Below are 21,534 nucleotides of genomic sequence, written 5' to 3' on the forward strand. Positions count from 1 at the left end.
GTTCGCTGCGAGCCGCGGTTGCCTTCAAATATGATCAAGGCGCCGATGGATGAGGGGGTTCCCTGGAAAATATCTGGTAGCCTTCTCGCTTGCCGGACTGGCGTCGTGCGATGGACCGGAGCGGAGTGCCACCACCCGAGCACCCGGCGGGGAGCCGGACAAGCTGCTTGCGTCAATCTTCTCTGATCTGACGAGATCGGGTTTCTGCTCGGAACGTGCAGCTCCCACCGAGTGCTATTCAAGAGCCGCAGGCCTCGACAGCATCGACGTTTACAACAGTGAATCTCGTATCGAAACGGTGAAAGCGCAGATCAACCTCGGCTTCCACCACGACTGACAATTCCTGGATGCTGCGGACCAGAATGTGGTGCGCCTGATCCGCTATTTCATACCGGCATGGGCCGGGAACGCCGCCTGGACGCCGGAAGCGATGGAGCGTGCAAGGCGTGCAGTTTGTCCGAGAGTCGTGAAAGTCGGGCCGTGGTACGTCATGATCGTCGCTTTGCGGTCGGCCGGGACACCGGGCGCTTTTCAACAGCTCACCATCGCGCGATCCGGCAAGACGATCATTGACCGTATGACCCTGAGCTCACGGGAAGAATGCAATTTGAAAACGGGCGAGTTCAAGGAAGATGGGGATAACCCGCCGGTATTCCCCTACACTTGGTGAACGATGAAGAAGGATCAGATCGGAATGATCGGCGCCCGCTATAATCTTGGCCCAGAGCTGCCTCTGATCAAAATCCGAACCAGGTCGAGTTACGGAGCCGTGATCATCCGTCGCTGGCATCATCTGGCGAAATTGGTGCGCGACGCCAGGAAAACAAAATGAGGTGGTTTGTCGGCTGGTCCTTGCTTGCCCTTGCCACCACCCTCTGTGGCCTGGGCTTGATCATGAGCCCGCATACGACCTGAGGCGTCGAGCATGAGCAAGTGCGGCCAGCTGTCGCGAACCTGATTACGGGCCTCGAGGCCGCGCCGATCCTGCTCCTCCTCACGGCCGGGTTTGCAGTCTACCGGAACAAGGCCAATCGCTTGGCCTGGCAGGGGGAGCTATTCGCGTACCTGCTGATGTTCCTGTTGGTGATCGCGGTCCTGAGGGTGCTGTATATTCTATTCTGCCTGACCTGATCGGATGGCGGATGATGGTGTGCCTTCCGCCGCGGACTTGGGCCCGGCTTATTCCTCACCGCGCGGCTTGTTGACGCTTTGATCGCAATAGTCCGGGCCTGACGCCCATCAACGCGATCAGCCAGCGGTCAGGACATTTTCACCGCTACACGCCCGGCCGGAAACGCGCTCATACCTCCCGCAAAGCGGCGCAACGCGAGCCGATGCGATTCGGGCCAGCGCGCCGTGCATGGCGGGGTAGCCATCCTGCCTGGCCGTCGATTCAAACCTCGTCCGCCGCGCCCTAAACCGCCTCCATCACAGGAGGTGCCACGTGGCCGAGATCAGTCCGAATGTATCAAGCCAGCTCTATATCGCGAACGGGATCGCGACGGCGTTTGCCTTTCCCTTTTCGGTGGTGTCGGCAACGGACGTGCTCGTCCTCTGGAACGGCGCACCGCACGGCACGGGCTACAGCGTCACGTTCGGCGACCTCGCCGGCACGGTGACGTTCCAGACGCCGCCGCCGGATGGCACCACGATCCGGATCCTGCTGAATCCCGATTATAGCCAGACCAGCGAGTTTGCCGACCAGGGCGCGTATAACCTGTCGACCGTCAACGTGATCAACCGGCGGGCGGCGATCAAGGATCTGGTACTGAAGGATGGCGTATCGCGCGCAATCAAATTCCCTCGCGGCTCAACAACGCCCGATCTGCCAGCCTTTCCCGCTGGGGCGACCCGCGCGCTGGGATTCGATGGCGAATCTTTTGTCTGGGCTCCAAACGACGCTGTCGCCGTCGCAAGTGATCTGATTGTGGCAGCGGAGGCTAGGGCTGCAGCCGAGGTTGCCGCGCTCGCAGCAGCAGGAGATAGGGAAGCAATTGAAGCTCTCATCATTCAGCAACCTCGGCGCGTTGCCAAGTATTTGGATACATCTGTGGCGTCTTCGACCACTCTGGTCATCGACTCCAACCTAGCCGTTCCGCTCGGCGCCAACTCCCTCACTGTCATCCGTGGACATATCGATTACACCGCTGGCAGCACCGGCGACCTTAAATGGCAGCACGCGGGACCGACCGCAGTCAGCGTCCGGCTAAACCGTCAAGCCCTAGCACCTGGCAATAGCGCCTACAGTGGCATCGCGGCCGATACCGCGTACAGCAGTGCCGATATCGTCGTTGACGGAGACACCGGACCTGGCTTCATCGAGTTCAACGCAACGATTCGCAACGGCGGGACGGCAGGCAATTTCAACTTAAAGTGGGCACAGAATACATCGGACGCGACCGCGACGACATTGAAAGCCGGCAGCTATATTGAATATTTTAGCTTGCCGGGTTCTGCGCAATTTTCCTTTGCAAACGCGGCCATAGCAAAGCTCGGAGATTATATCGGACCCGTCTCGGCCGGGGGCCACAACGTCATCACCATGCAGCAGACTGGAGTCGCTGTAAGCTACATCGAGATGATGGTCGAGGGCAGCGCTGCAGAAGCCCAACTGTTCGCTGGCTCTTATATGGTTACCGTCGACGAGGGACCTCCAACTGCTATAACGGTCCCTGCCGGTTGGTCATCTGTGGCTCTGTTCGCTGGCTTGAGAGATGAGCCGCACCGGGTCCGGCTTCAAGGTCTGGCCATCGACTCCGATATCGCCATTCGCGTGACGGGCTACGCCCCGAATATGACGCGCCCCACAGACATCCCGAACCGCTATCGAATCTACGATGCGACCAACAATTATGTGTCATATATCGCTAAGGACGGCGCCCCCGACGCGTACACCGGTAACTATGGAACCGGAGACAAGCGCGTGGCGGTATTCTCATCATGCAATGGCTTCGGCCTGCGCTTTCAAGCAACGACCACCAGCGTCCGCGTCTGGATCTACGATGGGAATGCCAACAGCCAGCATATCCTTTTGCAGGACGGCTTCGCCGTAGGCACGCCGTATGTTACCGGCGGCACCGGCCTATTTAAGCTGGTGACACTCGCAACCGGCCTGTCCGGTACGCATGAGTATGAAATCCAGCCAATCGATTCCGGCAAGCAGTCCTATATTCTCTCGATCTACGTCGACACGCTCGAACCCGTAACGCACGCCGCTAAGGCGCTCGATGCCTGGCTCGGCGATAGCAATGTCGAAATGTTGATGGCGGAGGATGCCCGCACGCATGCGGCCTATCTGCTTGCGCGCGCCGATAACCGTGCCTGCATCCGGAAGGGCCTCGGCGGCCAAACGATTGCGTGGGCTCGATCAAACACAGCACTTGTGACAACGGGTCTTTCGCAGTTCGCGGCGCGACTCTTTAACATGATCGGCGTCAACGACTATTATTTTGGCACCGCGCTGCCCACGGTCCAATCCGAATATGCGACGTTGCTCGCCAACGAGCGCGCGGGTAACCCAACCGCGCCGATTATAGTGCTTGGGATCCATGATCACTATCGGCCGCCTCTCGCAGGCGGCGCTTACTCCAACGCCCAGATTGCGCTCTATAACGCCCGGATTCAGGCGGCCGTAGCAGCTCAGATCACCGCCGGCGACGCAAACGTCTTCTTCATCGACACCACCGACTGGATCAGCACTACGCCGGGCGTTCACCTGCGCGACAATGTCCATTTGAACGCGGCCGGCTGGGTCGCCTTTAAGGCGCAACTTGCGGTCGCCCTAACCGCACTCGGTATTTGACGATGTCCGACCCTCAAAGCCTTTTCGGAATCTCAGGCCTGACAATCGGGGGTGTCGGCATATGGATTGGCGTGATTCTGGCTCTGCTCCACGTCTTGCGTAAGTGGGTCGAAGGCATGGCCGATCGTCGGCGCGCGGAAAATGAAGGTCAGAGCGCGGAAGATCGCGCGGCCGGCGAGGCGCGCGCGCAGCTTTTCATGCAGATGCAGCAACAGCTGAAAGTGATGTCAGAAGAGATCGGTCGGTTGAAGCTGCGCATCGAAGAAGTCGAGGCACAGAACCGCCTTTACCTGACCGAACTGATTGAACTGCGCGCCACGGCCCAAGCGGAAGTCCGTACGCGTCAGCTCGTGCAGGCGGTCGATTCCCCTCTGGACGGGCAAGGGAGGCCGTAATGATCAGCATCAATAGCGCAATCGAAGACGTGCTCTCAAAAGAGGGTGGCTATGTCAACGACTCCCGCGACGCAGGCGGAGAAACGAATTTCGGCATCACGATCGGGACGGCGCGGGCGGCCGGCTATACCGGGCCCATGCGCGATCTGCCGCGCGACCGCGCGTTCGAGATCTATCGCCGGCAATATGTCGTCGCGCCGGGCTTCGACAGGATCGCCGTCCTCTCGATGCCGATCGCGGCCGAGCTCGTCGACACCGGCGTCAATATGGGGCCGAAAGTGCCGGGCGTGTTCCTGCAGCGCGCGCTCAACGCGCTGAACAATGGCGGCAAGGATTATAGCGATGTCGTCGCGGACGGCGCCGTCGGGCCGGCGACGATCGGCGCGCTCCAGGCGTTTCTGCGCAAGCGCGGTGCGGAAGGCGAACGAAGGTTGCTCGCGCTGCTGAACGCGCTCCAGGGCGAACGCTATGTGTCGCTGGCGGAGGGTCGCGTCGCCAATGAAGCGTTCATGTACGGCTGGCTGGCGAGGGTGGCATGATCTGGCGCGGGCTCAGAGCCCTTTGGCGGGCTGGTGCGGCACTGGCGGACCCGGAGGGCCGGCGCGGTGCCGCATTGCTGTTCATGGCGGCCGGCGGCGTCGCAATGACCGGCTACGGGGCCTATGCGCTGTGGCTGGTGCGCGGCCGGCCGGACTATGCCTTTTACCTCGGGCTATCGGCCATGGTCCTGATCGCGATCGTGCTGACCGGATTTGCCGGGCTGCTCATCAAGCGGACGATCAAGGGCAGCGTGCTGGGCAACAGCTTCGAGATTTCCGACGAACAGGTGCAGCAGATCGCAGCGGTTGCCGGCGTCGCGGCGGCGACGGCCGTGGCTCAGGCGCCGATCGAGGAAGGGCCTCGCCCATGAACTGGCTTCGCGACAACACCGCCAAGGCCGTCGCGATCGTCGTCGTCGTGGCGATCGTCGTTGGCATCCTCTTCCTGCGATCGTGTCAGGCGGAGCGCACGGCCAAGGTCGGTACGAAGCTGGCGACCGGGCAGGCGGGCGCCTCGCTCGCCAGCCGGGCCGATGCGGTCGATGCGGCCGGCAATGTCCAGGGCAATGAGATCGCTGCCGATGCGATCACACGGGAGAATGACGATGCGATCCACAAAGCCGAGGGTGCGAGCGCGCCTGTTGCCGCTCCTGTCCGCAATGCTGGCCTTGCCAGCCTGTGCCGGCGCGCCGCTTATCGTGGCGACCCCAAGTGCGTGCAGCAGCCTCCTGCCCGATGAATGGCGCAAGGGCGTGCCCGGTGCGCCCCTGCCGGGCGGGGAGACGGTCGGCGACTGGATCGCCTTCGGTGATGCCCAGACCGCCCAACTCGACAAAGCCAATGATCGCTATGGCGCGGCGATTGGGATCGTGGGTCGGTGTGAGGCGCGTGACGCGGCTGCGGTAAAGAAAGCTCGGCGGAAAGTGCTGGGCATCTTCTAAGCCTTCCAAAGGCCTACTCAATCGAGCAGATAGAGCTAGTAGTATCCGCCCCGAGATGTGTATCCCATATCCCTTAAGCATCGCTATAGCGCTTGGATCCTGCCCTATGAAATTGCGACAGTTGCGAACCGCGCTTTCCCGCCCCGATATCAGCCTGGAATATCTCCAGTGGCGACTGAGCAGGATGCGGCACGGCGGTAACGCGCGATTCACTCTGCGGAACGGCGCGATCGTCTCGAATTTCAACGGTTTTTCTGAATTTCATTCGATGCTTGGGTGCATGTCGCGAGCAGAGCAGCGATTCTTCGCTGAAATTCCACCATCGGACAGCCCGATCATCGACGTCGGCGCGAATGTCGGCGTTGTAACATTGTTGCTGGCTCAATATTTTCCTGGGCGCCGCATTCACGCGTTTGAACCCGGCCCTACCACCTTCGATACCTTGCAAAAGAACGTCAGGCTGAATGGTTTCAGCAATGTTTCCTGCCATCAGATCGCCCTGTCCGATACAATGGGCGAGATCACCTTCGATGCCGATCCGCTCAAACGCGGCAACGCCCGGATCGCGGACGCGGGCGCAGACTATGCGACTGCCGTCGCGACGACGACGCTCGACGCCTTCGTGGCCGAACAGGGGATCCGGTCGATCGGCCTGCTCAAGATCGACGTCGAAGGATATGAGACGATGGTGCTTTCCGGCGCCGCGCAGACGCTGAAGGACCGGATCGCCAATCTGATCTTCATGGAAGTGGCGCCGGAGGCGACGATATCCGCCGGATTCGACGCGCAACGCCCGATCCAGCTGGTCAGCGACGCCGGATATGACTGGTTCAGGCTCGAATCGAGCGGCGCCCTCACACCCGTGACCGCCGACGAAGTCACCCGGATCGAGTACGAGAACTGGGTCGCGATTCCGACGCCGTAGGAACGGGGCGTTCCAGGAAAGTTGCGTCAGATCAACCCCAACTCCCGCATGCTCGCATGCCCGCTTTCCGCCATGATCAGATGGTCGTGGACGGCGATCCCCAGCGGCTGGCCGGCGCGGGCGATGCGCCTGGTGAGATCGATATCGGCGCGGCTCGGCGCCGGATCGCCGCTCGGATGGTTATGCACCAGGACGATCGATACTGCGTGAAGCTCCATCGCCCGGCGGATCACCTCCCGCACATGGATTGTCGCCTCGTCGATCGTCCCGCGCGAGATCACTTCGTCGGCGATCAGCCGGCTGCGGCCGTCCAGATGCAGTACGCGCGCGATCTCCACCGGGCTGAAGGCATGGGTAAGCCGCAGATAGTCGAGCAATGCGGGCCAGTTGTCGATCACCGGACCGTGCGCGCACCGCAGGCCGGCGACATGCGTGAGCGCGACGTCGAGATCGCCGAGCAGCGCCGCCAGATCGGATCGGCCGTCAAGCGCGCGGAGGCGTGCCTGGGGGCTCGCGGCCAGCACGCCGGGCAGCGAGCCGAACTCCGCCACCAACCTGGCGGCTATGTCCGCGGCATCCGCACCCGCTAGGGGTCGAAGGAATCCCGCCAGGATCTGTCGGCACCGTAGAGACGAAGGCGCTGCCGGTGGCGCCACGCCCCAAGCGCGACCAGCAGCACCATCGGATAGGCCCCTGCCGAGATCAGGAACTGATAGCCCCGCGGCAAGGTCGTCTCGTCCAGCGCGCGGATGATGTGCCCGGCGACCGCCAGCAGCTGCAAACCGGCGAGCCAGAGCGGCCAGAAGCGCGTCGAGGCGACCGAGAGCACGAACAGGCCCGCCAGCAGCAGCATGTCGATCACGAAGACCCAGACCTGCACCCTGTGATAGGAGACGGAGAAGAGCTGCGCCTGCGACGCGAGCGAACCGAGCGAGGCGAGCAGCATCATGGCTGCCGCCCAGCGTTCCGGCGACCCACCCCGCGCGAACGCGTAGGCGCAGCAGGTGATCAGGAGCGCCTGATACAGGATGACGTGCAGCATTGCCGGATCGGAACATCCCGTCAGCCCTTCCGTCAAGCCCGGTCAGGCCGCCGAGACAATGGGCGAGACAATGGCGCCCCGCTCCGGCATCATCTCGCCCGTCACCGCGTCCTCACAGGTGCTGTTGTCCCCAAACCAGGCCTTGAACGCGTCCAGCCCGATATCGTGCTGCACCGCGCGCAGCGCGGTGTGCAGCTGCGCGGTGCTCGACCAGGCCTGCGCCAGCGCTACGTTCACCTCCGCATTGTGGCGCAGTGCGTCGCTGGCGATCGACAACGGGAGCCGCGCTTCCTCGCGCGCCGCCAGCATGGCGAGCGTGAGTTCGGCGTTGCTGCGGAGCGAGGCGTCGAGATGGCGCTCGGCCGGGATCAGGGTCTGCGCGACCTTGCGCGCTGCGGAAAGGCGATCGTTGAGCATGCATTTTCCCCCGCGCCGGCGCGGCGCGCGGGCGCTCGTTCGAGATTGGTATCAGACGGCGCGGTTGAGGATCGTGCCGATGAACCTGCCGGCACCGTTCACCACGCCAAAGCCGAGAAACAGGATGGCCATCACGAACGTCGCGATCGCAAACGGCCAGGCCAGGCGCTGGATCGTGCTCAGGTCATTGCGTTGGCCCTCCCGTACCGGCAGCGGCAACCGCGCACCGGATCCGATCGGATCCAGCTGCACCGCCTGAGGCCAGCTGTCCCGAACGGAGCCGGTGCGGGTCGGCTGCTCCTCGTCCGGAAACGGAACTGCACCGGAATGGGCCATTATGGGGAGATCGGATGGTCCACGGTACGGATCGACCGAACCCTCCCACTGCTCGCGCGCGGCGATCGCCAGCACCGCGGCCCGGGTGGAGGCGACGCCCAGCTTCTCGCGCGCGCCGCGCAGATGCTCCTCCACCGCGCGGCGCGAGATGCCGAGCTCGTGCGCGATCTCCTTGTCCATCTTGCGGTCCCACTTGCCGCGCAGACACTGCAGCTGGCGTGCGGTCAGGCCGTCGAGTCGAGTCGCTCCCATTCGGAGCAATCTACGCGATGGTTAGCGCTTGGAAAGTATCGCCGTATCGCTGTTGCTCGCAAAGGCGCACGGACAAACGGCGGCCGCCTCACTTCAGGCGGCGCGCGGCCTCGATCAACAGGATGGGGACGCCATCTCGGACCGGATAGGCCAGGCCGGCGGCGTCGGCGACCAGTTCCCCCGCCGCGGGATCGTGGCGCAGCGCCGTCCGCGTCGCCGGGCAGACGAGCTTTTCCAGCAGCGCTTCGTCGAAATCCCGATCCATCCGCATATCCCCTGCCGCCGGCTGCGCAACCACCGCGCCCTTATACCGAAGCGCGTGGCGATCCCAGTCTCGATGCGGCGCCCGTCCGGTTGACAGGGCGTTGCCGGGTTCGCCATGTCGCTGGGAACAAGCATAGAAAAACAGGGAATTGCTCATGCGGATCGGTTTCGCGCTTCTCGCCTCGACATTTCTCGCGACCATGGCCGTCGCCCAGACGGTGACGCCGCAGGCGACAGCGCCCGCCGGCGACATTCCCGCCAAATTCACGCCGCCCACCGCGCATTACGATTACGAGAAGCGCGAAGTGATGATCCCGATGCGCGACGGCGTGAAGCTGCACACCGTCATCATCGTGGCGAAGGGCGCCCGGAACGCGCCGATCCTGCTGACGCGGACGCCGTACAACGCCTCGGGCCGCGTCGTCCGGATGGACAGCCCCAACATGATCTCGACCCTGCCCGAGGGCGACGAACTGTTCGTGAAGGACGGCTATATCCGCGTCTTCCAGGACATTCGCGGCAAATACGGATCGGAAGGGGATTATGTCGTCACCCGCCCGGTGATCGGCCCACTCAACACAACCAAGACGGATCATGTCACGGACGCGTACGACACGATCGACTGGCTGGTGAACAAGGCGAACCTGCCCGAGAGCAACGGCCGGGTCGGCATGCTCGGATCAAGCTATGAAGGCTTCACCGTCGTCATGGCGCTGCTCGATCCGCACCCGGCGCTGAAGGTAGCGGCACCCGAAAGCCCGATGATCGACGGCTGGATGGGCGACGACTGGTTCCATTACGGTGCCTTCCGCCTGACCAATATCGGCTGGCTCGCCTCGCAGACCGGCTACAAGGGCGCCGGCAAGTCGGCGACCTCGGCGGCGTGGGACGATTATGATACGTTCCGCAAGGTCGGCTCGGCCGGCGACTGGGCGAAACAGTCCGGCTTCGATCAGCTGCCCTACTGGACCCGCATGTCGCAGCACCCGTCCTATGACGCGTTCTGGCAGGGACAGGCGCTCGACAAGCTGCTCGCCGCCAAACCGTCCAAAGTGCCGACCCTGTGGGAACAAGGCTTGTGGGACCAGGAGGACATGTACGGCGCGATCCACGCCTGGGAGGAGCTGAACAAGGCCGGCCATGGCAGCAACAATTTCCTGCTTATGGGCCCGTGGCGGCACAGCGGGTTCAACTATAACGGATCGACGCTGGGCGACCTCAAATTCGAGGGCGACACCGCACTCCAGGCGCGCCGCGATATCCTGCTGCCGTTCTTCAACGCCTATCTGAAGGAAGGAGCGCCCGCCTTCACCCCGCCGGCGGCGACGATCTACAATAGCGGCGCCAATCGCTGGGATCGATTCAGCCAGTGGCCGCTTGCCTGCGACACTGGCTGCGCCGCGCCGATGAAGCCGATCTTCCTCGCCGCCGACGAAGGGCTTGGCTTCGACAAGCCGGCGGCCGGCGGGGACAGCTATGTGTCGGATCCGGCCAAGCCGGTGCCGCACCTGCCGCGCCCGGTGAATTTCGGCGACGGCCGCTGGCAGAGCTGGCTGGTCAGCGATCAGCGCCACGCCGATGGCCGGCCCGACGTGCTCACCTATGAAACGCCAGTGCTGACGGCGCCGGTGACGGTATCGGGCGTGCCGCTGGCCGACATCTTCGCGAAGACCACCGGCACTGACGGCGATTTCGTGGTGAAGCTGATCGACGTCTATCCGGACGAGATCGCGACCGACAAGAAGATGGGCGGCTATCAGCTCGCCATCAGCCTCGACATCTTCCGCGGCCGCTACCGCGACAGCTTCGAGAAGCCGAGCGCGATCCCGGCCGGCAAGGTCCAGCGCTATCGCTTCCGCCTGCCGGCAGTGAATCATGTGTTCCAGCCGGGCCACAAGATCATGGTGCAGATCCAGTCGACTCTGTTCCCGCTCTACGACCGCAACCCACAGACTTTCGTCCCGAACATCTTCTACGCCAAACCCGGCGATTATAAAAAGGCGACCGTGACGATCGAACGCGGCGGCGCGACGCCGAGCGCGGTGTGGCTGCCGGTGGTACCGGCGGCGCAGTGATGCGGCGGGGAGCGCCGGTGGATCGTCTCCGCCGCTGCTCCCGGCCCTCAGCCAGGCGTTGCAAGCCGGGCCACTCCGGTCGCCCGCCCGTCCGCGCCGATCTCAGAGATCAGGATTATGGGTGATCCTGATCGTCACATTGTTGGTCGATCCGTAGGTCTTGAGCGCGAACTCGACCATTCTCGCCGTTTCCGTCGCGATATGGGCGTCGTTCTTCGCTTCGAACGTCGTCGTCAGTGTCTGCTGGCCCGGAGCCGACGCCATGATCAGGACTTGCATTCAGGCTTTCCCCTAAAATTACGCTTCTCTACCGCTTCGGTTGTTCTGTATATTCAGAAGCGCTTACGGCTTATCCATGAGGCTGGAGCCGCCGACAAGAGCTGCTCCCCGCCCGACTGCCAAGGCCCGTTCAATCGTTAGGGTTCGGGAATGATCCAGGTCTATCCCTACAGCTTTCTACCCACTGCCCTGATCATCGGCATCATGCTCGCTACTATTGCCGTGGCGGTTTTCTCCACCATGCGCTGGAGCTGGAAGGCACTGCCTCTCGTACTGCTGGGTGGTTTGGCCATCCCAATCCTGGTGCCGGTAGTTGTGATGATCGTCAGTTATTATGTCGATGTGCACGATGGGGAGGGCCGCAGCTTCTTTTTTCATCTCGAGCCTTTGATCTTGTTCGTCGGCCTCCCGTCGGCGCTGCTCGGGTTCGGCGGAGGCTTATCCGTCCGGCGGGTTCGCTCGGCCGTTCGCTGACCACCAGGCAAACACCTCCTCCTGAAGCTCGCGCACGAACGCCAGCGCCGCCGCTCCCGTCCAGGGCCCGTCATAGCCGTGCCGCATCGCGATTCCGCCGACCCACCAGCCTTGCCCCGGCAGTCCGTCGGATTCCCGCACGACCAGCACCGCAAGCCCGGGCTCGCCCGCCTCGGCTCCGGCGCTGTCGATCGCATCGAGTGTCTTGCAGACGGCGCGCATCTTCGGCCGGGTGAAGCGGTGGCCAAGCTCGGCCAGCAGATGCGAATAGCTGATCGCCTCGCCCGCTCTCGCCGAGGCGACCAGGATGGCGCGGACCCGCGCAACGTCCCCGATCGCATTGTCGGCGGGCGTGGGCGGGTGCGCGGGGCCATCCATCGCGGTGCGGGGCTTGCTCATGGGATATAGAGCCTGATCTCGCCGAGTCCCTTCCCCGGCCGCCAATAGACGAACAGCACACGCCCGGTGATCCGCGGGCGATCGACCACACCGAGGCCGAAAACCGACATTTCGAAACGGCTGTCGGCCGATCGATCGCGATTGTCGCCCAACAGGAAATATTGTCCGGCACCCAACCGGATTTCCGCCCGATCATCGCCGTCCGAAGGACCCAGGTCGATGATCTGGTGGGCATGCTCCTCGCCCGGAAAACGCTCCGTCAGCGTCCGGCGCTCTACCTCCACGTTGTCGGCGTCGCGAACCTTCATGCGCGCGGTCAGCGTCTGGGCCACGGGCTGCCCGTTTAGCACGACGGCGCCGTCGCGCATCGCGATGCGGTCACCCGGCAGCGCTGCGATACGCTCGACGTAATGGGCCTTGCCGGTGTCCACGATCACCACGTCGCCGCGTTTCAGGGCATCGACGATGCGCATGTCGGCGAGGAGGCGATCGTTGATCCCCAAGGTCGGACTCATTGCTTCCGAAGGCACGTGGAAGGGCCGGTAAAATGTGCGGAGCAGATCGGGCAATGGCCAGGTCAACAGCGTCCCCGCCGCCCATAGCAACACGAGGCCGTACCAGCGCGACCACCAGCGGGGGGCGGGATCGCGTACCGCACTGAATCGCCAGCTGTGCCAGATCGACCCGAGATAGGCGGCCAGCATGACGACCAGGCAGGTGCCGAGCAGCAGGATATAGGTGTAGAACGACATGTCGCGGATCAGGCTGAACGACAGCATCGCCGTCACCCCGATCAGGGCAACCAGCAAACTATAGCCTAGCCACCATCGCGGCCGCGACAGGCGCATCAACCCCAGCCCCGGCGACAGGAGATTGAGCAGGCAGATGCCGATCCGCGCTGGAATGCCGCGCCGAGCATCGGGCGTATCTTGTTCTTGGTTACCCGTCACCGGACGCCCCATAGTTGCTTCATCTCGTCGCGGGCACCTGGCCGCGGCCCCTTCTGATACACAGGAACCGCGGTCAAATGCACGGGCGGATGCGATGGCGAAACAAGGCAGCGGCCCCGCGGGAGCCGCCAGCCTCAATCAGGCGAACGCGCGTGCGGCTCCAGGGCGGTGGCTGAACTCCAGCCAGGCGAGCAGCGTCACCACCAGCGCCTGTGCGAGGACAAACGCCGTACCGAACAGGGTCGGTTCGGTCACCAGCAGCACAGCGATGCTCGCCGCCACCCAGCCGATATTGCCGATGACCGCCAGCATCACCAGCGGGCCGTTCAGCAGCGCGGTCCTCGCCATCCAGCCGAACAGGGCAGCCACCGGGAACAGGCTGAGCCCCGCCACCAGCAGCAAGCTCGCATTGAGCCCGGTCGGCCCGGCAAGCATTCCGGCACCGAGGCTCATCACCGCACCGGCGGCGAGACAGGTGAGCGCATCGGCGCCCAGGATCGTGCGAATGGTTTTGGTCGTATCCGTCATGACTAGCTCCTTCATCTTGTCCGGCGATTTTCGGCGAAGGAGGTAGGTGCGTCGATTACCTGTGAGGTAATGGCAGCGCAGGGCCTGTCGGTGCATGGTCCGGCCGGTGGAGGAAGCAGGATGACGGCGGCGGCGCGAAATATCGGGGACCATTTGCGCGAATGGCGCCGGATCCGGCGAATGAGCCAGCTCGACCTCGCGCTCGAGGCCGAAATCTCCGCACGTCATTTGAGCTTCCTCGAAACCGGCCGCGCCCGGCCGAGCCGGGAAATGGTGCTGCGCCTGTCGGAACAACTCGACATGCCGATGCGCGAGCGCAACCTGATGCTCGCCGCGGCAGGCTTCGCGCCGCTCTTCGGGGAACGGTCGCTCGACGATCCGGCCATGGCCGGCGCACGCCGGGCGATCGACCTGATTCTCGCGGGGCACGAGCCCTGGCCGGCGCTCGCGGTCGACCGGCACTGGAACCTGATCGCGGCGAACCGGGGCGTCGCGCCGTTATTGGTCGGGGTCGATCCGGTCCTGCTCGACAAGCCGAACGTCCTGCGGCTGGCGCTGCATCCGCAAGGGCTGGCGCCGCGCATCGTCAACCTGGCCGAGTGGCGGCACCATCTGATCGCGCGGCTCAAGCGCCAGGCGCAGGCAGCCAACGATGCGGCGCTCGACGCGCTGGTGGCTGAGCTGGAAGCCTATCCGGCCCCGCCCGCCTCCGACGCGCGTCCGGAGGATCTGGGCGGGATCGCAGTGCCGCTGCGATTGCTGGCAGGGGATCGGATACTGAGCTTCCTCAGCACCACCACCGTGTTCGGCACGGCGCAGGACGTGACCTTGTCCGAGCTGACGCTGGAGACGTTTTTCCCGGCCGATGAAGCAACTGCGGAGACGGTGCGGGAATCCTTACTCCCCGAAACAGGTTCCCTCTCACCATAGCTTCCAAAAAGGCCTTCGAGCAGGTGACGACGGTGGCGTTTTCGACACCTCGGCCTGTCGGGATCGGTCGATCTCGATCAATGAAAGCGGCTCCGAGGTCCCGTCAAATCCAAACAGGCATTGCAGCTTCTCGAACCACAGCATTGCTTCCCGTTGCGCGATACGGTGCACGGCGTGCGATTCCGACGAAATGGGCAGGACTTCAATTACCCCGTCATGGTCCACATGGATGTCCTCCTCGCCCGAGACGAAGGAAGCCTGGTGTAGAGCGCCGTCGCGCGCCTCGCGGGCAAAGTCCCAATCATCGTCGTTCGACATGACCGAGAGGACCGGGCATTGGGTGAGGCCGTGCAACAGCAATGCGGTATGGACGGCGACCGCCGGCAGCGTACCGGCTCTCCGCTCCTTGCCAAGCCGCTTGTAGAGATCGTCCAGCCCGGGCGCCGCGTCGCCGAACACGCTGTCGAACGCTACGCCTGACGGTCGCACTGCAAATTCCGGCGTTGCCGGAATCCTCGGCCTGGCGGCTGGTTTGATGTTCGGATTGGGGCGTCGCAGCCAGTCGATCAGGACCAACCCGTTTTCGATACGAAACGCGCGCCACGGTATGGTCTCGGGAATCCGATGGAGGGTGGTCGTTTCCTTCAGCCCGGCGATCGCTGCAAAGGAGACGAGATATCCCATAGGACACCTTTGGCAGACCCGCCTGAAGCCCGCCACGGGCTTTTTCGGCCCGATCGCCGCCGTAGAATCAGCGTTTAGACGGTCTCATACGAACGGGATCGGACCCAGCCTACCCCACCTGCTCCACCGCAAGGCTCCCCGCCGGCAGCGCGTGCAGCACTTCCTTTGCCGGCACCGACGGATCGAGCCAGTCGACCCAGCGCGAGCGGTCGAGGATTGCGATCTGGCGGTCGTGATAGGGCGCGATGTCAGGCCCCGGCTCCATCGTCAGCATGGTGAAGGCCTCGCCCACATCGCTCGCGCGCCACAGGCCGGCGATGCAGAACCAGGGCTGGTCCTTCATCGTAAACAGCCATTTGTCCTTGCGCTTCTTCTTTGGATCGTCCGGCGTGGTGAACTCGTAGAACCCGTCAGCGACGATCAGGCAGCGGCCATTGGAGAATTCGCGGCCGTCCGAACGGAAATTATAGACCGGCTTGCGGTTCGGCCCCGGCCAGCTCCAGCGCCGCTGCACCAGCTCACCGGCGGCGCGCGTGTTGGCCACGGAGCGGACGATCGGCGCGGTGTCGGTGATCTTGATGTCCGCCCGCGGCTCGATATTGGGCAGGCCTTCGGGGAAGCGGATGTCGATCTCCAGCGCCGCAAAGCCATCGATGATCGTCGCGCCCTCGATCTCGAGCCGATAGTCGTTGCACATCGCACCTTCATAGCGCCGAATGCCCCCGTCCGCGACAGGCATTGGTCGCAGCAAGTCGACAGCTGCCCGCACGATCGCGGGGCTCCACCGGAAGCCGAATTCAGGCCCGGCTCATCTCGAAAAATTCAGTAGCTGTTGATAAACGGTGCGTTATGGTGCGCACCGCGAGGCCGGGGGGCCGGATAACGACCTTGGGGTCGGGAATGCCAGGGAGCTGAGCTTGAATATCGAGACCCCCCGCGAGTCGCTTGACCGCCGTCAGATCGTGTCTGCCCTGCGTGCGCTCCGCCGCGGTGATTTCACCGCGCGCCTGCCTGAGGATCTGCACGGCCCGGATGCCGAGCTCGCAACCCTGTTCAACGAAGTCGTCGGCCTGAACCAGCAGATGACCGAGGAATTCGAACGCCTGTCGCGCGTCGTCGGCAAGGAAGGCAAGATCACGCAGCGCGGGCGGGTCAAGGCGGCCACCGGCAGCTGGGAAAGCGCGATCCGATCCGTCAACGAACTGATCGAGGACATGGTGCAGCCGACCGCCGAGGTCGCGCGCGTGATCGGCGCGGTGGCCAAGGGCGATCTCTCGCAATCGATGACGGTCGAGATCGACGGCCGGCCGCTGCGCGGCGAATTCCTGCGCATCGGCAAGGTGGTGAACACCATGGTCGAGCAGCTCGCGTCCTTTGCCTCCGAAGTGACGCGCGTGGCGCGCGAAGTCGGCACCGAGGGCAAGCTCGGCGGCCAGGCGACCGTGAAGGGCGTGGCCGGCACCTGGAAGGACCTGACCGACAACGTCAACGCGATGGCCACCAACCTGACCGGCCAGGTGCGCAACATCGCCGAGGTGACGACGGCGGTGGCATCGGGCGACCTTTCCAAGAAGATCACCGTCGAGGTGAAGGGCGAGATCCTCGAGCTGAAGAACACGATCAACACCATGGTCGACCAGCTCAACAGCTTCGCCTCCGAAGTGACGCGCGTGGCGCGCGAGGTGGGTACCGAGGGCAAGCTCGGCGGACAGGCGCGGGTGGAAGGTGTCGCCGGCACGTGGAAGGACCTGACCGACAACGTGAACCTGATGGCCGACAATCTCACCGGCCAGGTGCGCAACATCGCCGAAGTCACCACCGCGGTGGCGTCGGGCGATCTTTCCAAGAAGATCACCGTCGACGTGAAGGGCGAGATCCTCGAGCTGAAGAACACCATCAACGTGATGGTCGATCAGCTCAACGGCTTCGCCTCCGAAGTGACACGCGTCGCGCGCGAAGTCGGCACCGAGGGCAAACTCGGTGGGCAGGCGCAGGTGCCGGGCGTAGGCGGCACGTGGAAGGATCTGACCGACAACGTCAACCTGATGGCCGACAATCTGACGGGGCAGGTGCGCAACATCGCCGAGGTGACGACGGCGGTGGCGTCGGGCGATCTGTCGAAGAAGATCACGGTCGACGTGAAGGGCGAGATCCTCGAGCTCAAGAACACCATCAACACCATGGTGGACCAGCTGAACGGTTTCGCCTCCGAAGTGACGCGCGTGGCGCGCGAGGTCGGCACCGAGGGCAAGCTCGGCGGCCAGGCCCAGGTGCCAGGCGTCGCCGGCACCTGGGCCGATCTGACCGACAATGTGAACCTGATGGCGGCCAACCTCACCGGCCAGGTCCGTAACATCGCCGAAGTGACCACCGCCGTGGCGCGCGGCGACCTCTCCAAGAAGATCACCGTCGACGTGAAGGGCGAGATCCTCGAGCTGAAGAACACCATCAACGTGATGGTGGATCAGCTCAACGGCTTCGCCTCCGAAGTGACGCGCGTGGCGCGCGAAGTCGGTTCGGAGGGGAAACTCGGTGGACAGGCGCAGGTGGAAGGCGTCGCCGGCACGTGGAAGGACCTTACCGACAACGTCAATCTGATGGCGGGCAATCTGACGGGCCAGGTGCGCAACATCGCCGAGGTGACCACCGCCGTGGCCCGCGGCGATCTGTCCAAGAAAATCACCGTCGATGTGAAGGGCGAGATCCTGGAGCTGAAGGACACCATCAACGTGATGGTCGATCAGCTCAACAGCTTCGCCTCCGAAGTGACGCGCGTGGCGCGCGAAGTGGGATCGGAAGGCAAGCTCGGCGGCCAGGCCAAGGTCGAGGGCGTCGGCGGGACGTGGAAGGACCTGACCGACAACGTCAACGAGCTCGCCGCCAACCTGACCGGCCAGGTGCGCAACATCGCCGAGGTGACGACGGCGGTGGCGCTGGGCGATCTTTCCAAGAAGATCACCGTCGATGTGAAGGGCGAGATCCTCGAGCTGAAGAACACCATCAACACGATGGTGGACCAGCTCAATTCCTTCGCGTCGGAAGTGACGCGCGTGGCGCGTGAAGTGGGTACCGAGGGCAATCTCGGTGGCCAGGCGCAGGTGCCGGGCGTCGCGGGCACCTGGGCCGATCTGACCGACAATGTGAACCTGATGGCGGCCAACCTGACCGGCCAGGTCCGCAACATCGCTGAAGTGACCACCGCCGTGGCGCGCGGCGACCTCTCCAAGAAGATCACCGTCGACGTGAAGGGCGAGATCCTCGAGCTGAAGAACACCATCAACGTGATGGTCGATCAGCTCAACGGCTTCGCCTCCGAAGTGACGCGCGTGGCGCGCGAAGTCGGCACCGAGGGCAAGCTCGGCGGCCAGGCACAGGTGCCGGGCGTCGGCGGCACGTGGAAGGATCTGACCGACAACGTCAACCTGATGGCGACCAACCTGACCAACCAGGTGCGCGGCATCGCCGACGTGGTGACCGCGGTGGCGCAGGGCAATCTGCGGCGCAAGCTGGCGGTGGATGCCAAGGGCGAGATCGCGGCGCTGGCCGACACGATCAACGGCATGATCGAGACGCTGTCGACCTTCGGCGACCAGGTGACCAACATGGCGCGCGAGGTCGGCATCGAGGGCCGGCTGGGCGGCCAGGCGCGCGTGCCGGGCGCCGCCGGCCTGTGGCGCGACCTGACCGACAACGTCAACCAGCTCGCCGCGAACCTGACCAACCAGGTGCGATCGATCGCCGACGTGGCGACGGCGGTGACCAAGGGCGATCTTACCCGATCGATCGCGGTCGAGGCCTCGGGCGAGATGGCCTCGCTCAAGGACAACATCAACGAGATGATCCGCAACCTGAAGGAGCAGACGCTGAAGAATGCGGAGCAGGATTGGCTGAAGACCAATCTCGCCCGCTTCTCGCGCATGCTGCAGGGCGAGCGCGATCTGACCACCGTCTCCAACCTGATCATGTCGGAACTCGCGCCGCTGGTGAACGCGCAATATGGCGTGTTCTACGTCACCAACCGCGACAATGACGAGACGGTGCTCGAGCTTGCCGCCAGCTATGGCGCGGAGAATCGCGACCAGCTCAAGACCGAGTTCCGCCTGCGCGAGGGGCTGGTCGGCCAGGCCGCGGCGGACAAGCGCCCGATCCTGCTGCAGAACATGCCGGCCGAGTTCATCCGGATCGGATCGGGCCTTGGCCATGCCGCGCCGACCAACGTCAACATCCTGCCGGCCCTGTTCGAGGACGAAGTGAAGGCAGTGATCGAGCTGGCCTCGTTCAGCGAGTTCAACGAGACGCACCAGACCTTCCTCGACCAGCTGATGGAATCGGTCGGCATCGTGCTCAACACGATCGCCGCGACGATGCGCACCGAGGGCCTGCTGAAACAGTCGCAGCTGCTGACGCAGGAACTGCAGGCGCGCCAGACCGAGCTGACCACCAAGCAGGAGGAACTGCACGCCACCAACGAGGAGTTGCAGGAGAAAGCGCAGCTGCTCGAGAACGAGAAGAAGCAGGTCGAGGCGAAGAATCTCGAGATCGAGATGGCCAGGCGTGCGGTGGAGGAGAAGGCCGAGCAGCTTGCCCTCACCTCCAAATACAAGTCCGAGTTCCTCGCCAACATGAGCCACGAGCTGCGCACGCCGCTAAACTCGCTGCTGATCCTGTCGAAGCTGCTGGCGGACAATCCGCAGGGCAATCTCAACGAGAAGCAGACCGAGTTCGCCCGCACGATCAACTCGGCGGGTTCCGATCTGCTCAACCTGATCAACGACATCCTCGATCTGTCCAAGATCGAATCCGGCACCGTCTCGATCGAGATCGGCGACATGCCGATGAACGCGCTGAAGCAGCATATGGAGCGGACTTTCCGTCAGCTCGCCGCGGACAAGAATCTGGATTTCAGGGTCGAGTTCGACGCCACCCTGCCCGCCACGATCCGCACCGACGAGAAGCGGCTGCAGCAAGTGGTGCTCAACCTGCTGTCCAACGCGTTCAAGTTCACCGCGCAGGGCTCTGTCACGCTCTCGGTGGGCAATGCCAAGGCCGGGTGGAGCACCAATCATCCAGTGCTGCGCAACGCCGACCAGGCGATCGAGATCGCGGTGACGGACAGCGGCATCGGCATCCCGCAGGACAAGCAGAAGCTGATCTTCGAGGCGTTCCAGCAGGCCGACGGCACGACCAGCCGCAAATATGGCGGCACCGGCCTTGGCCTGTCGATCAGCCGCGAGATCGCGCGGTTGCTCGGCGGCGAGCTCAAGGTCCGCTCGACCCCGGGCGAGGGATCGACCTTCACCCTGTTCGTGCCGCTCCAGGCCGAGGCGACCGGCGCCGGCGCCGCCAGTTCCTCGGCGCGCTACGACAATAGCGGCGCGATCGTGCCCAACGCCCTGCCCGCGCCGATCGACGTGACGGACGACCGCGATTCGCTGGGCGATGCGCCCTTCGTGCTGATCGTCGAGGACGATCCGACCTTCGCCTCGATCCTGCTCGACATCGCGCGCGAGGCCGGGCTGAAGGGCGTCGTCTCGACCGCGGGCGCCGGCACGCTGGCGCTGGCGCGCAAGCTGCAGCCCAATGCGATCACGCTCGATCTGGGCCTGTCGGACATTGACGGTTTCGTGCTGCTCGATCTGCTCCGGCACGATCCGCAGACCATCCATCTGCCGATCCATGTCATCTCCGGCGCGGACAAGCTGGGCATGGCGATCGAGATGGGCGCATTCGGCGCGACCGAGAAGCCGGCCACGACCGAACAGCTGGCGACCGTGTTCCGCAACCTCGCCCGCGTCGTCCGCACCACCCCGGTGGTGCGCATGGCGCCGATCGACGGATCGGATACGGCGATCGGCCTGCCCGCGGTGCCCGAGCTGGCCGGATCGAAGATGCTGATCGTCGATGACGACATCCGGAACATCTATTCGCTGACAAGCGTATTGGAGAGCTACGACGTCGAGGTCGTACACGCAGAGGGTGGCAAGGACGGCATCGTGATCCTGGAACAGACGCCCGGCATCGACCTGGCGCTGATCGACATCATGATGCCCGAAATGGACGGGTACGAAACGATGCAGCGCATTCGCGCGATCCCGGAATTTGCCGATATCCCGCTGATCGCGGTGACGGCCAAGGCGATGAAGGGCGACCGGCAGAAATGCCTGGACGCCGGCGCCTCCGACTATATCGCCAAGCCGGTGGACATCGAGCTGCTGCTGGCCCTGCTGCGGGTATGGGTGGCGCGGTCGCGCGATCGCGCGCCTCCCGCACTGGCGCGTGCCGGCACGGCCGCGGAGTGATCC

Annotated in this window: 27 protein-coding genes; 15 read left to right on the forward strand and 12 right to left on the reverse strand. The window is 64.1% G+C overall.

What is annotated here, in order from left to right; translation table 11 throughout:
• Positions 1 to 49 precede the first annotated feature (49 nt).
• The 10 genes from U1769_RS02025 (at position 50) to U1769_RS02070 (ending at position 5,677) form a co-directional block, all read left to right on the forward strand.
• A complete protein-coding gene (locus tag U1769_RS02025; RefSeq protein ID WP_332711255.1) occupies positions 50 to 337 on the forward strand; it encodes a hypothetical protein in 288 nt (95 codons plus the stop codon).
• A 27-nt stretch (positions 338 to 364) separates the two neighbouring features.
• Entirely contained in the window at positions 365 to 670 is a 306-nt protein-coding gene (locus U1769_RS02030) for a hypothetical protein (RefSeq protein WP_332711257.1), read from the forward strand.
• A 3-nt stretch (positions 671 to 673) separates the two neighbouring features.
• Positions 674 to 832 (forward strand): hypothetical protein, encoded by a 159-nt coding sequence (locus U1769_RS02035; RefSeq protein WP_332711259.1) that lies wholly within the window; start codon positions 674 to 676, stop codon positions 830 to 832.
• 101 nt (positions 833 to 933) lie between these two features.
• Positions 934 to 1,131, forward strand: coding sequence for a hypothetical protein (locus tag U1769_RS02040; RefSeq protein ID WP_332711261.1), 198 nt, complete (start codon positions 934 to 936; stop codon positions 1,129 to 1,131).
• A 313-nt stretch (positions 1,132 to 1,444) separates the two neighbouring features.
• Positions 1,445 to 3,802 carry an SGNH/GDSL hydrolase family protein gene (locus tag U1769_RS02045; RefSeq protein ID WP_332711262.1) on the forward strand — a complete coding sequence of 786 codons (2,358 nt, stop codon included), beginning with the start codon at positions 1,445 to 1,447 and terminating at the stop codon, positions 3,800 to 3,802.
• Positions 3,803 to 3,873: 71 nt separating this feature from the next.
• A complete protein-coding gene (locus U1769_RS02050) occupies positions 3,874 to 4,197 on the forward strand; it encodes a hypothetical protein (RefSeq protein WP_332711264.1) in 324 nt (107 codons plus the stop codon).
• A complete protein-coding gene (locus U1769_RS02055) occupies positions 4,197 to 4,736 on the forward strand; it encodes a glycoside hydrolase family 108 protein (protein WP_443030165.1) in 540 nt (179 codons plus the stop codon). The genes U1769_RS02050 and U1769_RS02055 overlap by 1 nt, the downstream gene beginning before the upstream one ends.
• Positions 4,733 to 5,107, forward strand: coding sequence for a hypothetical protein (locus tag U1769_RS02060; RefSeq protein WP_332711266.1), 375 nt, complete (start codon positions 4,733 to 4,735; stop codon positions 5,105 to 5,107). Before U1769_RS02055 ends, U1769_RS02060 begins: the two co-directional genes overlap by 4 nt.
• Positions 5,104 to 5,475 carry a hypothetical protein gene (locus tag U1769_RS02065; protein WP_332711268.1) on the forward strand — a complete coding sequence of 124 codons (372 nt, stop codon included), beginning with the start codon at positions 5,104 to 5,106 and terminating at the stop codon, positions 5,473 to 5,475. The genes U1769_RS02060 and U1769_RS02065 overlap by 4 nt, the downstream gene beginning before the upstream one ends.
• A 13-nt stretch (positions 5,476 to 5,488) precedes the next feature.
• Positions 5,489 to 5,677: a hypothetical protein gene (locus U1769_RS02070; RefSeq protein ID WP_332711270.1), complete on the forward strand. Its 189-nt coding sequence runs from the start codon at positions 5,489 to 5,491 to the stop codon at positions 5,675 to 5,677.
• Between the two features lie 73 nt (positions 5,678 to 5,750).
• Here U1769_RS02070 and U1769_RS02075 read toward each other — a convergent pair whose 3' ends face one another.
• On the reverse strand, positions 5,751 to 6,167 hold the full coding sequence (locus U1769_RS02075; RefSeq protein ID WP_332713709.1) for a hypothetical protein: 417 nt from the start codon (positions 6,165 to 6,167) through the stop codon (positions 5,751 to 5,753).
• Here U1769_RS02075 and U1769_RS02080 point away from each other — a divergent pair.
• Positions 6,051 to 6,602: an FkbM family methyltransferase gene (locus U1769_RS02080; RefSeq protein WP_332713598.1), complete on the forward strand. Its 552-nt coding sequence runs from the start codon at positions 6,051 to 6,053 to the stop codon at positions 6,600 to 6,602. The two genes, U1769_RS02075 and U1769_RS02080, sit on opposite strands and share 117 nt — an antisense overlap.
• A 26-nt stretch (positions 6,603 to 6,628) precedes the next feature.
• Here the strand turns inward: U1769_RS02080 and U1769_RS02085 are convergent, their stop codons facing one another.
• From U1769_RS02085 to U1769_RS02105, 5 genes are all read right to left on the reverse strand, one after another.
• The gene (locus tag U1769_RS02085; protein ID WP_332711272.1) at positions 6,629 to 7,153 is read right to left on the reverse strand and encodes a JAB domain-containing protein; all 525 of its coding nucleotides are present in this window, start codon (positions 7,151 to 7,153) and stop codon (positions 6,629 to 6,631) included.
• 35 nt (positions 7,154 to 7,188) lie between these two features.
• Positions 7,189 to 7,644 carry a hypothetical protein gene (locus U1769_RS02090; RefSeq protein ID WP_332711274.1) on the reverse strand — a complete coding sequence of 152 codons (456 nt, stop codon included), beginning with the start codon at positions 7,642 to 7,644 and terminating at the stop codon, positions 7,189 to 7,191.
• A gap of 42 nt (positions 7,645 to 7,686) precedes the next feature.
• Entirely contained in the window at positions 7,687 to 8,061 is a 375-nt protein-coding gene (locus U1769_RS02095) for a hypothetical protein (protein WP_332711276.1), read from the reverse strand.
• A 51-nt stretch (positions 8,062 to 8,112) separates the two neighbouring features.
• Positions 8,113 to 8,649, reverse strand: coding sequence for a response regulator transcription factor (locus tag U1769_RS02100; protein WP_332711278.1), 537 nt, complete (start codon positions 8,647 to 8,649; stop codon positions 8,113 to 8,115).
• Positions 8,650 to 8,737: 88 nt separating this feature from the next.
• The gene (locus U1769_RS02105; protein ID WP_332711279.1) at positions 8,738 to 8,914 is read right to left on the reverse strand and encodes a Trm112 family protein; all 177 of its coding nucleotides are present in this window, start codon (positions 8,912 to 8,914) and stop codon (positions 8,738 to 8,740) included.
• Positions 8,915 to 9,068: 154 nt separating this feature from the next.
• Between U1769_RS02105 and U1769_RS02110 the strand changes: the two genes are divergently transcribed.
• Positions 9,069 to 10,988 (forward strand): CocE/NonD family hydrolase, encoded by a 1,920-nt coding sequence (locus U1769_RS02110; protein WP_332711281.1) that lies wholly within the window; start codon positions 9,069 to 9,071, stop codon positions 10,986 to 10,988.
• 102 nt (positions 10,989 to 11,090) lie between these two features.
• Here U1769_RS02110 and U1769_RS02115 read toward each other — a convergent pair whose 3' ends face one another.
• Positions 11,091 to 11,267, reverse strand: coding sequence for a hypothetical protein (locus U1769_RS02115; RefSeq protein ID WP_332711282.1), 177 nt, complete (start codon positions 11,265 to 11,267; stop codon positions 11,091 to 11,093).
• A gap of 150 nt (positions 11,268 to 11,417) precedes the next feature.
• Here U1769_RS02115 and U1769_RS02120 point away from each other — a divergent pair, with 150 nt between their 5' ends.
• Positions 11,418 to 11,741 carry a hypothetical protein gene (locus U1769_RS02120; protein ID WP_332711284.1) on the forward strand — a complete coding sequence of 108 codons (324 nt, stop codon included), beginning with the start codon at positions 11,418 to 11,420 and terminating at the stop codon, positions 11,739 to 11,741.
• Here U1769_RS02120 and U1769_RS02125 read toward each other — a convergent pair.
• The 3 genes from U1769_RS02125 to U1769_RS02135 all read right to left on the reverse strand — a co-directional run bounded on the left by U1769_RS02125 (position 11,706) and on the right by U1769_RS02135 (position 13,618).
• Positions 11,706 to 12,140 carry a ribose-phosphate pyrophosphokinase gene (locus tag U1769_RS02125; protein ID WP_443030166.1) on the reverse strand — a complete coding sequence of 145 codons (435 nt, stop codon included), beginning with the start codon at positions 12,138 to 12,140 and terminating at the stop codon, positions 11,706 to 11,708. The two genes, U1769_RS02120 and U1769_RS02125, sit on opposite strands and share 36 nt — an antisense overlap.
• A complete protein-coding gene (lepB, locus tag U1769_RS02130) occupies positions 12,137 to 13,090 on the reverse strand; it encodes a signal peptidase I (protein WP_332711286.1) in 954 nt (317 codons plus the stop codon). The genes U1769_RS02125 and lepB overlap by 4 nt, the downstream gene beginning before the upstream one ends.
• 138 nt (positions 13,091 to 13,228) lie before the next feature.
• Positions 13,229 to 13,618 carry a hypothetical protein gene (locus U1769_RS02135; protein ID WP_332711288.1) on the reverse strand — a complete coding sequence of 130 codons (390 nt, stop codon included), beginning with the start codon at positions 13,616 to 13,618 and terminating at the stop codon, positions 13,229 to 13,231.
• Positions 13,619 to 13,738: 120 nt separating this feature from the next.
• On the opposite strand from U1769_RS02135, the gene U1769_RS02140 reads away from it, so the two are divergent.
• On the forward strand, positions 13,739 to 14,548 hold the full coding sequence (locus U1769_RS02140; protein WP_332713603.1) for a helix-turn-helix domain-containing protein: 810 nt from the start codon (positions 13,739 to 13,741) through the stop codon (positions 14,546 to 14,548).
• Here the strand turns inward: U1769_RS02140 and U1769_RS02145 are convergent.
• Entirely contained in the window at positions 14,540 to 15,232 is a 693-nt protein-coding gene (locus tag U1769_RS02145) for a hypothetical protein (protein WP_332711290.1), read from the reverse strand. The two genes, U1769_RS02140 and U1769_RS02145, sit on opposite strands and share 9 nt — an antisense overlap.
• A gap of 109 nt (positions 15,233 to 15,341) precedes the next feature.
• Positions 15,342 to 15,929, reverse strand: coding sequence for an SOS response-associated peptidase family protein (locus tag U1769_RS02150; RefSeq protein WP_332711292.1), 588 nt, complete (start codon positions 15,927 to 15,929; stop codon positions 15,342 to 15,344).
• A 220-nt stretch (positions 15,930 to 16,149) separates the two neighbouring features.
• Here U1769_RS02150 and U1769_RS02155 point away from each other — a divergent pair, with 220 nt between their 5' ends.
• The gene (locus tag U1769_RS02155) at positions 16,150 to 21,531 is read left to right on the forward strand and encodes a HAMP domain-containing protein (protein WP_332711295.1); all 5,382 of its coding nucleotides are present in this window, start codon (positions 16,150 to 16,152) and stop codon (positions 21,529 to 21,531) included.
• The last annotated feature ends 3 nt before the right edge of the window (positions 21,532 to 21,534 follow it).

Origin of the sequence: Parasphingomonas zepuensis (assembly GCF_036663735.1) — a bacterium.
Classification (GTDB): domain Bacteria; phylum Pseudomonadota; class Alphaproteobacteria; order Sphingomonadales; family Sphingomonadaceae; genus Sphingomonas.

What these genes read in the sequence shown, in the direction of transcription:
- U1769_RS02025 (WP_332711255.1), top strand. Translation starts at nt 50, where the DNA reads ATGAGGGGGTTCCCTGGAAAATATCTGGTAGCCTTCTCGCTTGCCGGA.
- U1769_RS02035 (WP_332711259.1), top strand. Translation starts at nt 674, where the DNA reads ATGAAGAAGGATCAGATCGGAATGATCGGCGCCCGCTATAATCTTGGC.
- U1769_RS02055 (WP_443030165.1), top strand. Translation starts at nt 4,197, where the DNA reads ATGATCAGCATCAATAGCGCAATCGAAGACGTGCTCTCAAAAGAGGGT.
- U1769_RS02060 (WP_332711266.1), top strand. Translation starts at nt 4,733, where the DNA reads ATGATCTGGCGCGGGCTCAGAGCCCTTTGGCGGGCTGGTGCGGCACTG.
- U1769_RS02065 (WP_332711268.1), top strand. Translation starts at nt 5,104, where the DNA reads ATGAACTGGCTTCGCGACAACACCGCCAAGGCCGTCGCGATCGTCGTC.
- U1769_RS02075 (WP_332713709.1), bottom strand. Translation starts at nt 6,167, where the DNA reads ATGGCAGGAAACATTGCTGAAACCATTCAGCCTGACGTTCTTTTGCAA.
- U1769_RS02090 (WP_332711274.1), bottom strand. Translation starts at nt 7,644, where the DNA reads ATGCTGCACGTCATCCTGTATCAGGCGCTCCTGATCACCTGCTGCGCC.
- U1769_RS02095 (WP_332711276.1), bottom strand. Translation starts at nt 8,061, where the DNA reads ATGCTCAACGATCGCCTTTCCGCAGCGCGCAAGGTCGCGCAGACCCTG.
- U1769_RS02100 (WP_332711278.1), bottom strand. Translation starts at nt 8,649, where the DNA reads ATGGGAGCGACTCGACTCGACGGCCTGACCGCACGCCAGCTGCAGTGT.
- U1769_RS02105 (WP_332711279.1), bottom strand. Translation starts at nt 8,914, where the DNA reads ATGGATCGGGATTTCGACGAAGCGCTGCTGGAAAAGCTCGTCTGCCCG.
- U1769_RS02110 (WP_332711281.1), top strand. Translation starts at nt 9,069, where the DNA reads ATGCGGATCGGTTTCGCGCTTCTCGCCTCGACATTTCTCGCGACCATG.
- U1769_RS02115 (WP_332711282.1), bottom strand. Translation starts at nt 11,267, where the DNA reads ATGCAAGTCCTGATCATGGCGTCGGCTCCGGGCCAGCAGACACTGACG.
- U1769_RS02120 (WP_332711284.1), top strand. Translation starts at nt 11,418, where the DNA reads ATGATCCAGGTCTATCCCTACAGCTTTCTACCCACTGCCCTGATCATC.
- U1769_RS02125 (WP_443030166.1), bottom strand. Translation starts at nt 12,140, where the DNA reads ATGAGCAAGCCCCGCACCGCGATGGATGGCCCCGCGCACCCGCCCACG.
- U1769_RS02135 (WP_332711288.1), bottom strand. Translation starts at nt 13,618, where the DNA reads ATGACGGATACGACCAAAACCATTCGCACGATCCTGGGCGCCGATGCG.
- U1769_RS02140 (WP_332713603.1), top strand. Translation starts at nt 13,739, where the DNA reads ATGACGGCGGCGGCGCGAAATATCGGGGACCATTTGCGCGAATGGCGC.
- U1769_RS02145 (WP_332711290.1), bottom strand. Translation starts at nt 15,232, where the DNA reads ATGGGATATCTCGTCTCCTTTGCAGCGATCGCCGGGCTGAAGGAAACG.
- U1769_RS02150 (WP_332711292.1), bottom strand. Translation starts at nt 15,929, where the DNA reads ATGTGCAACGACTATCGGCTCGAGATCGAGGGCGCGACGATCATCGAT.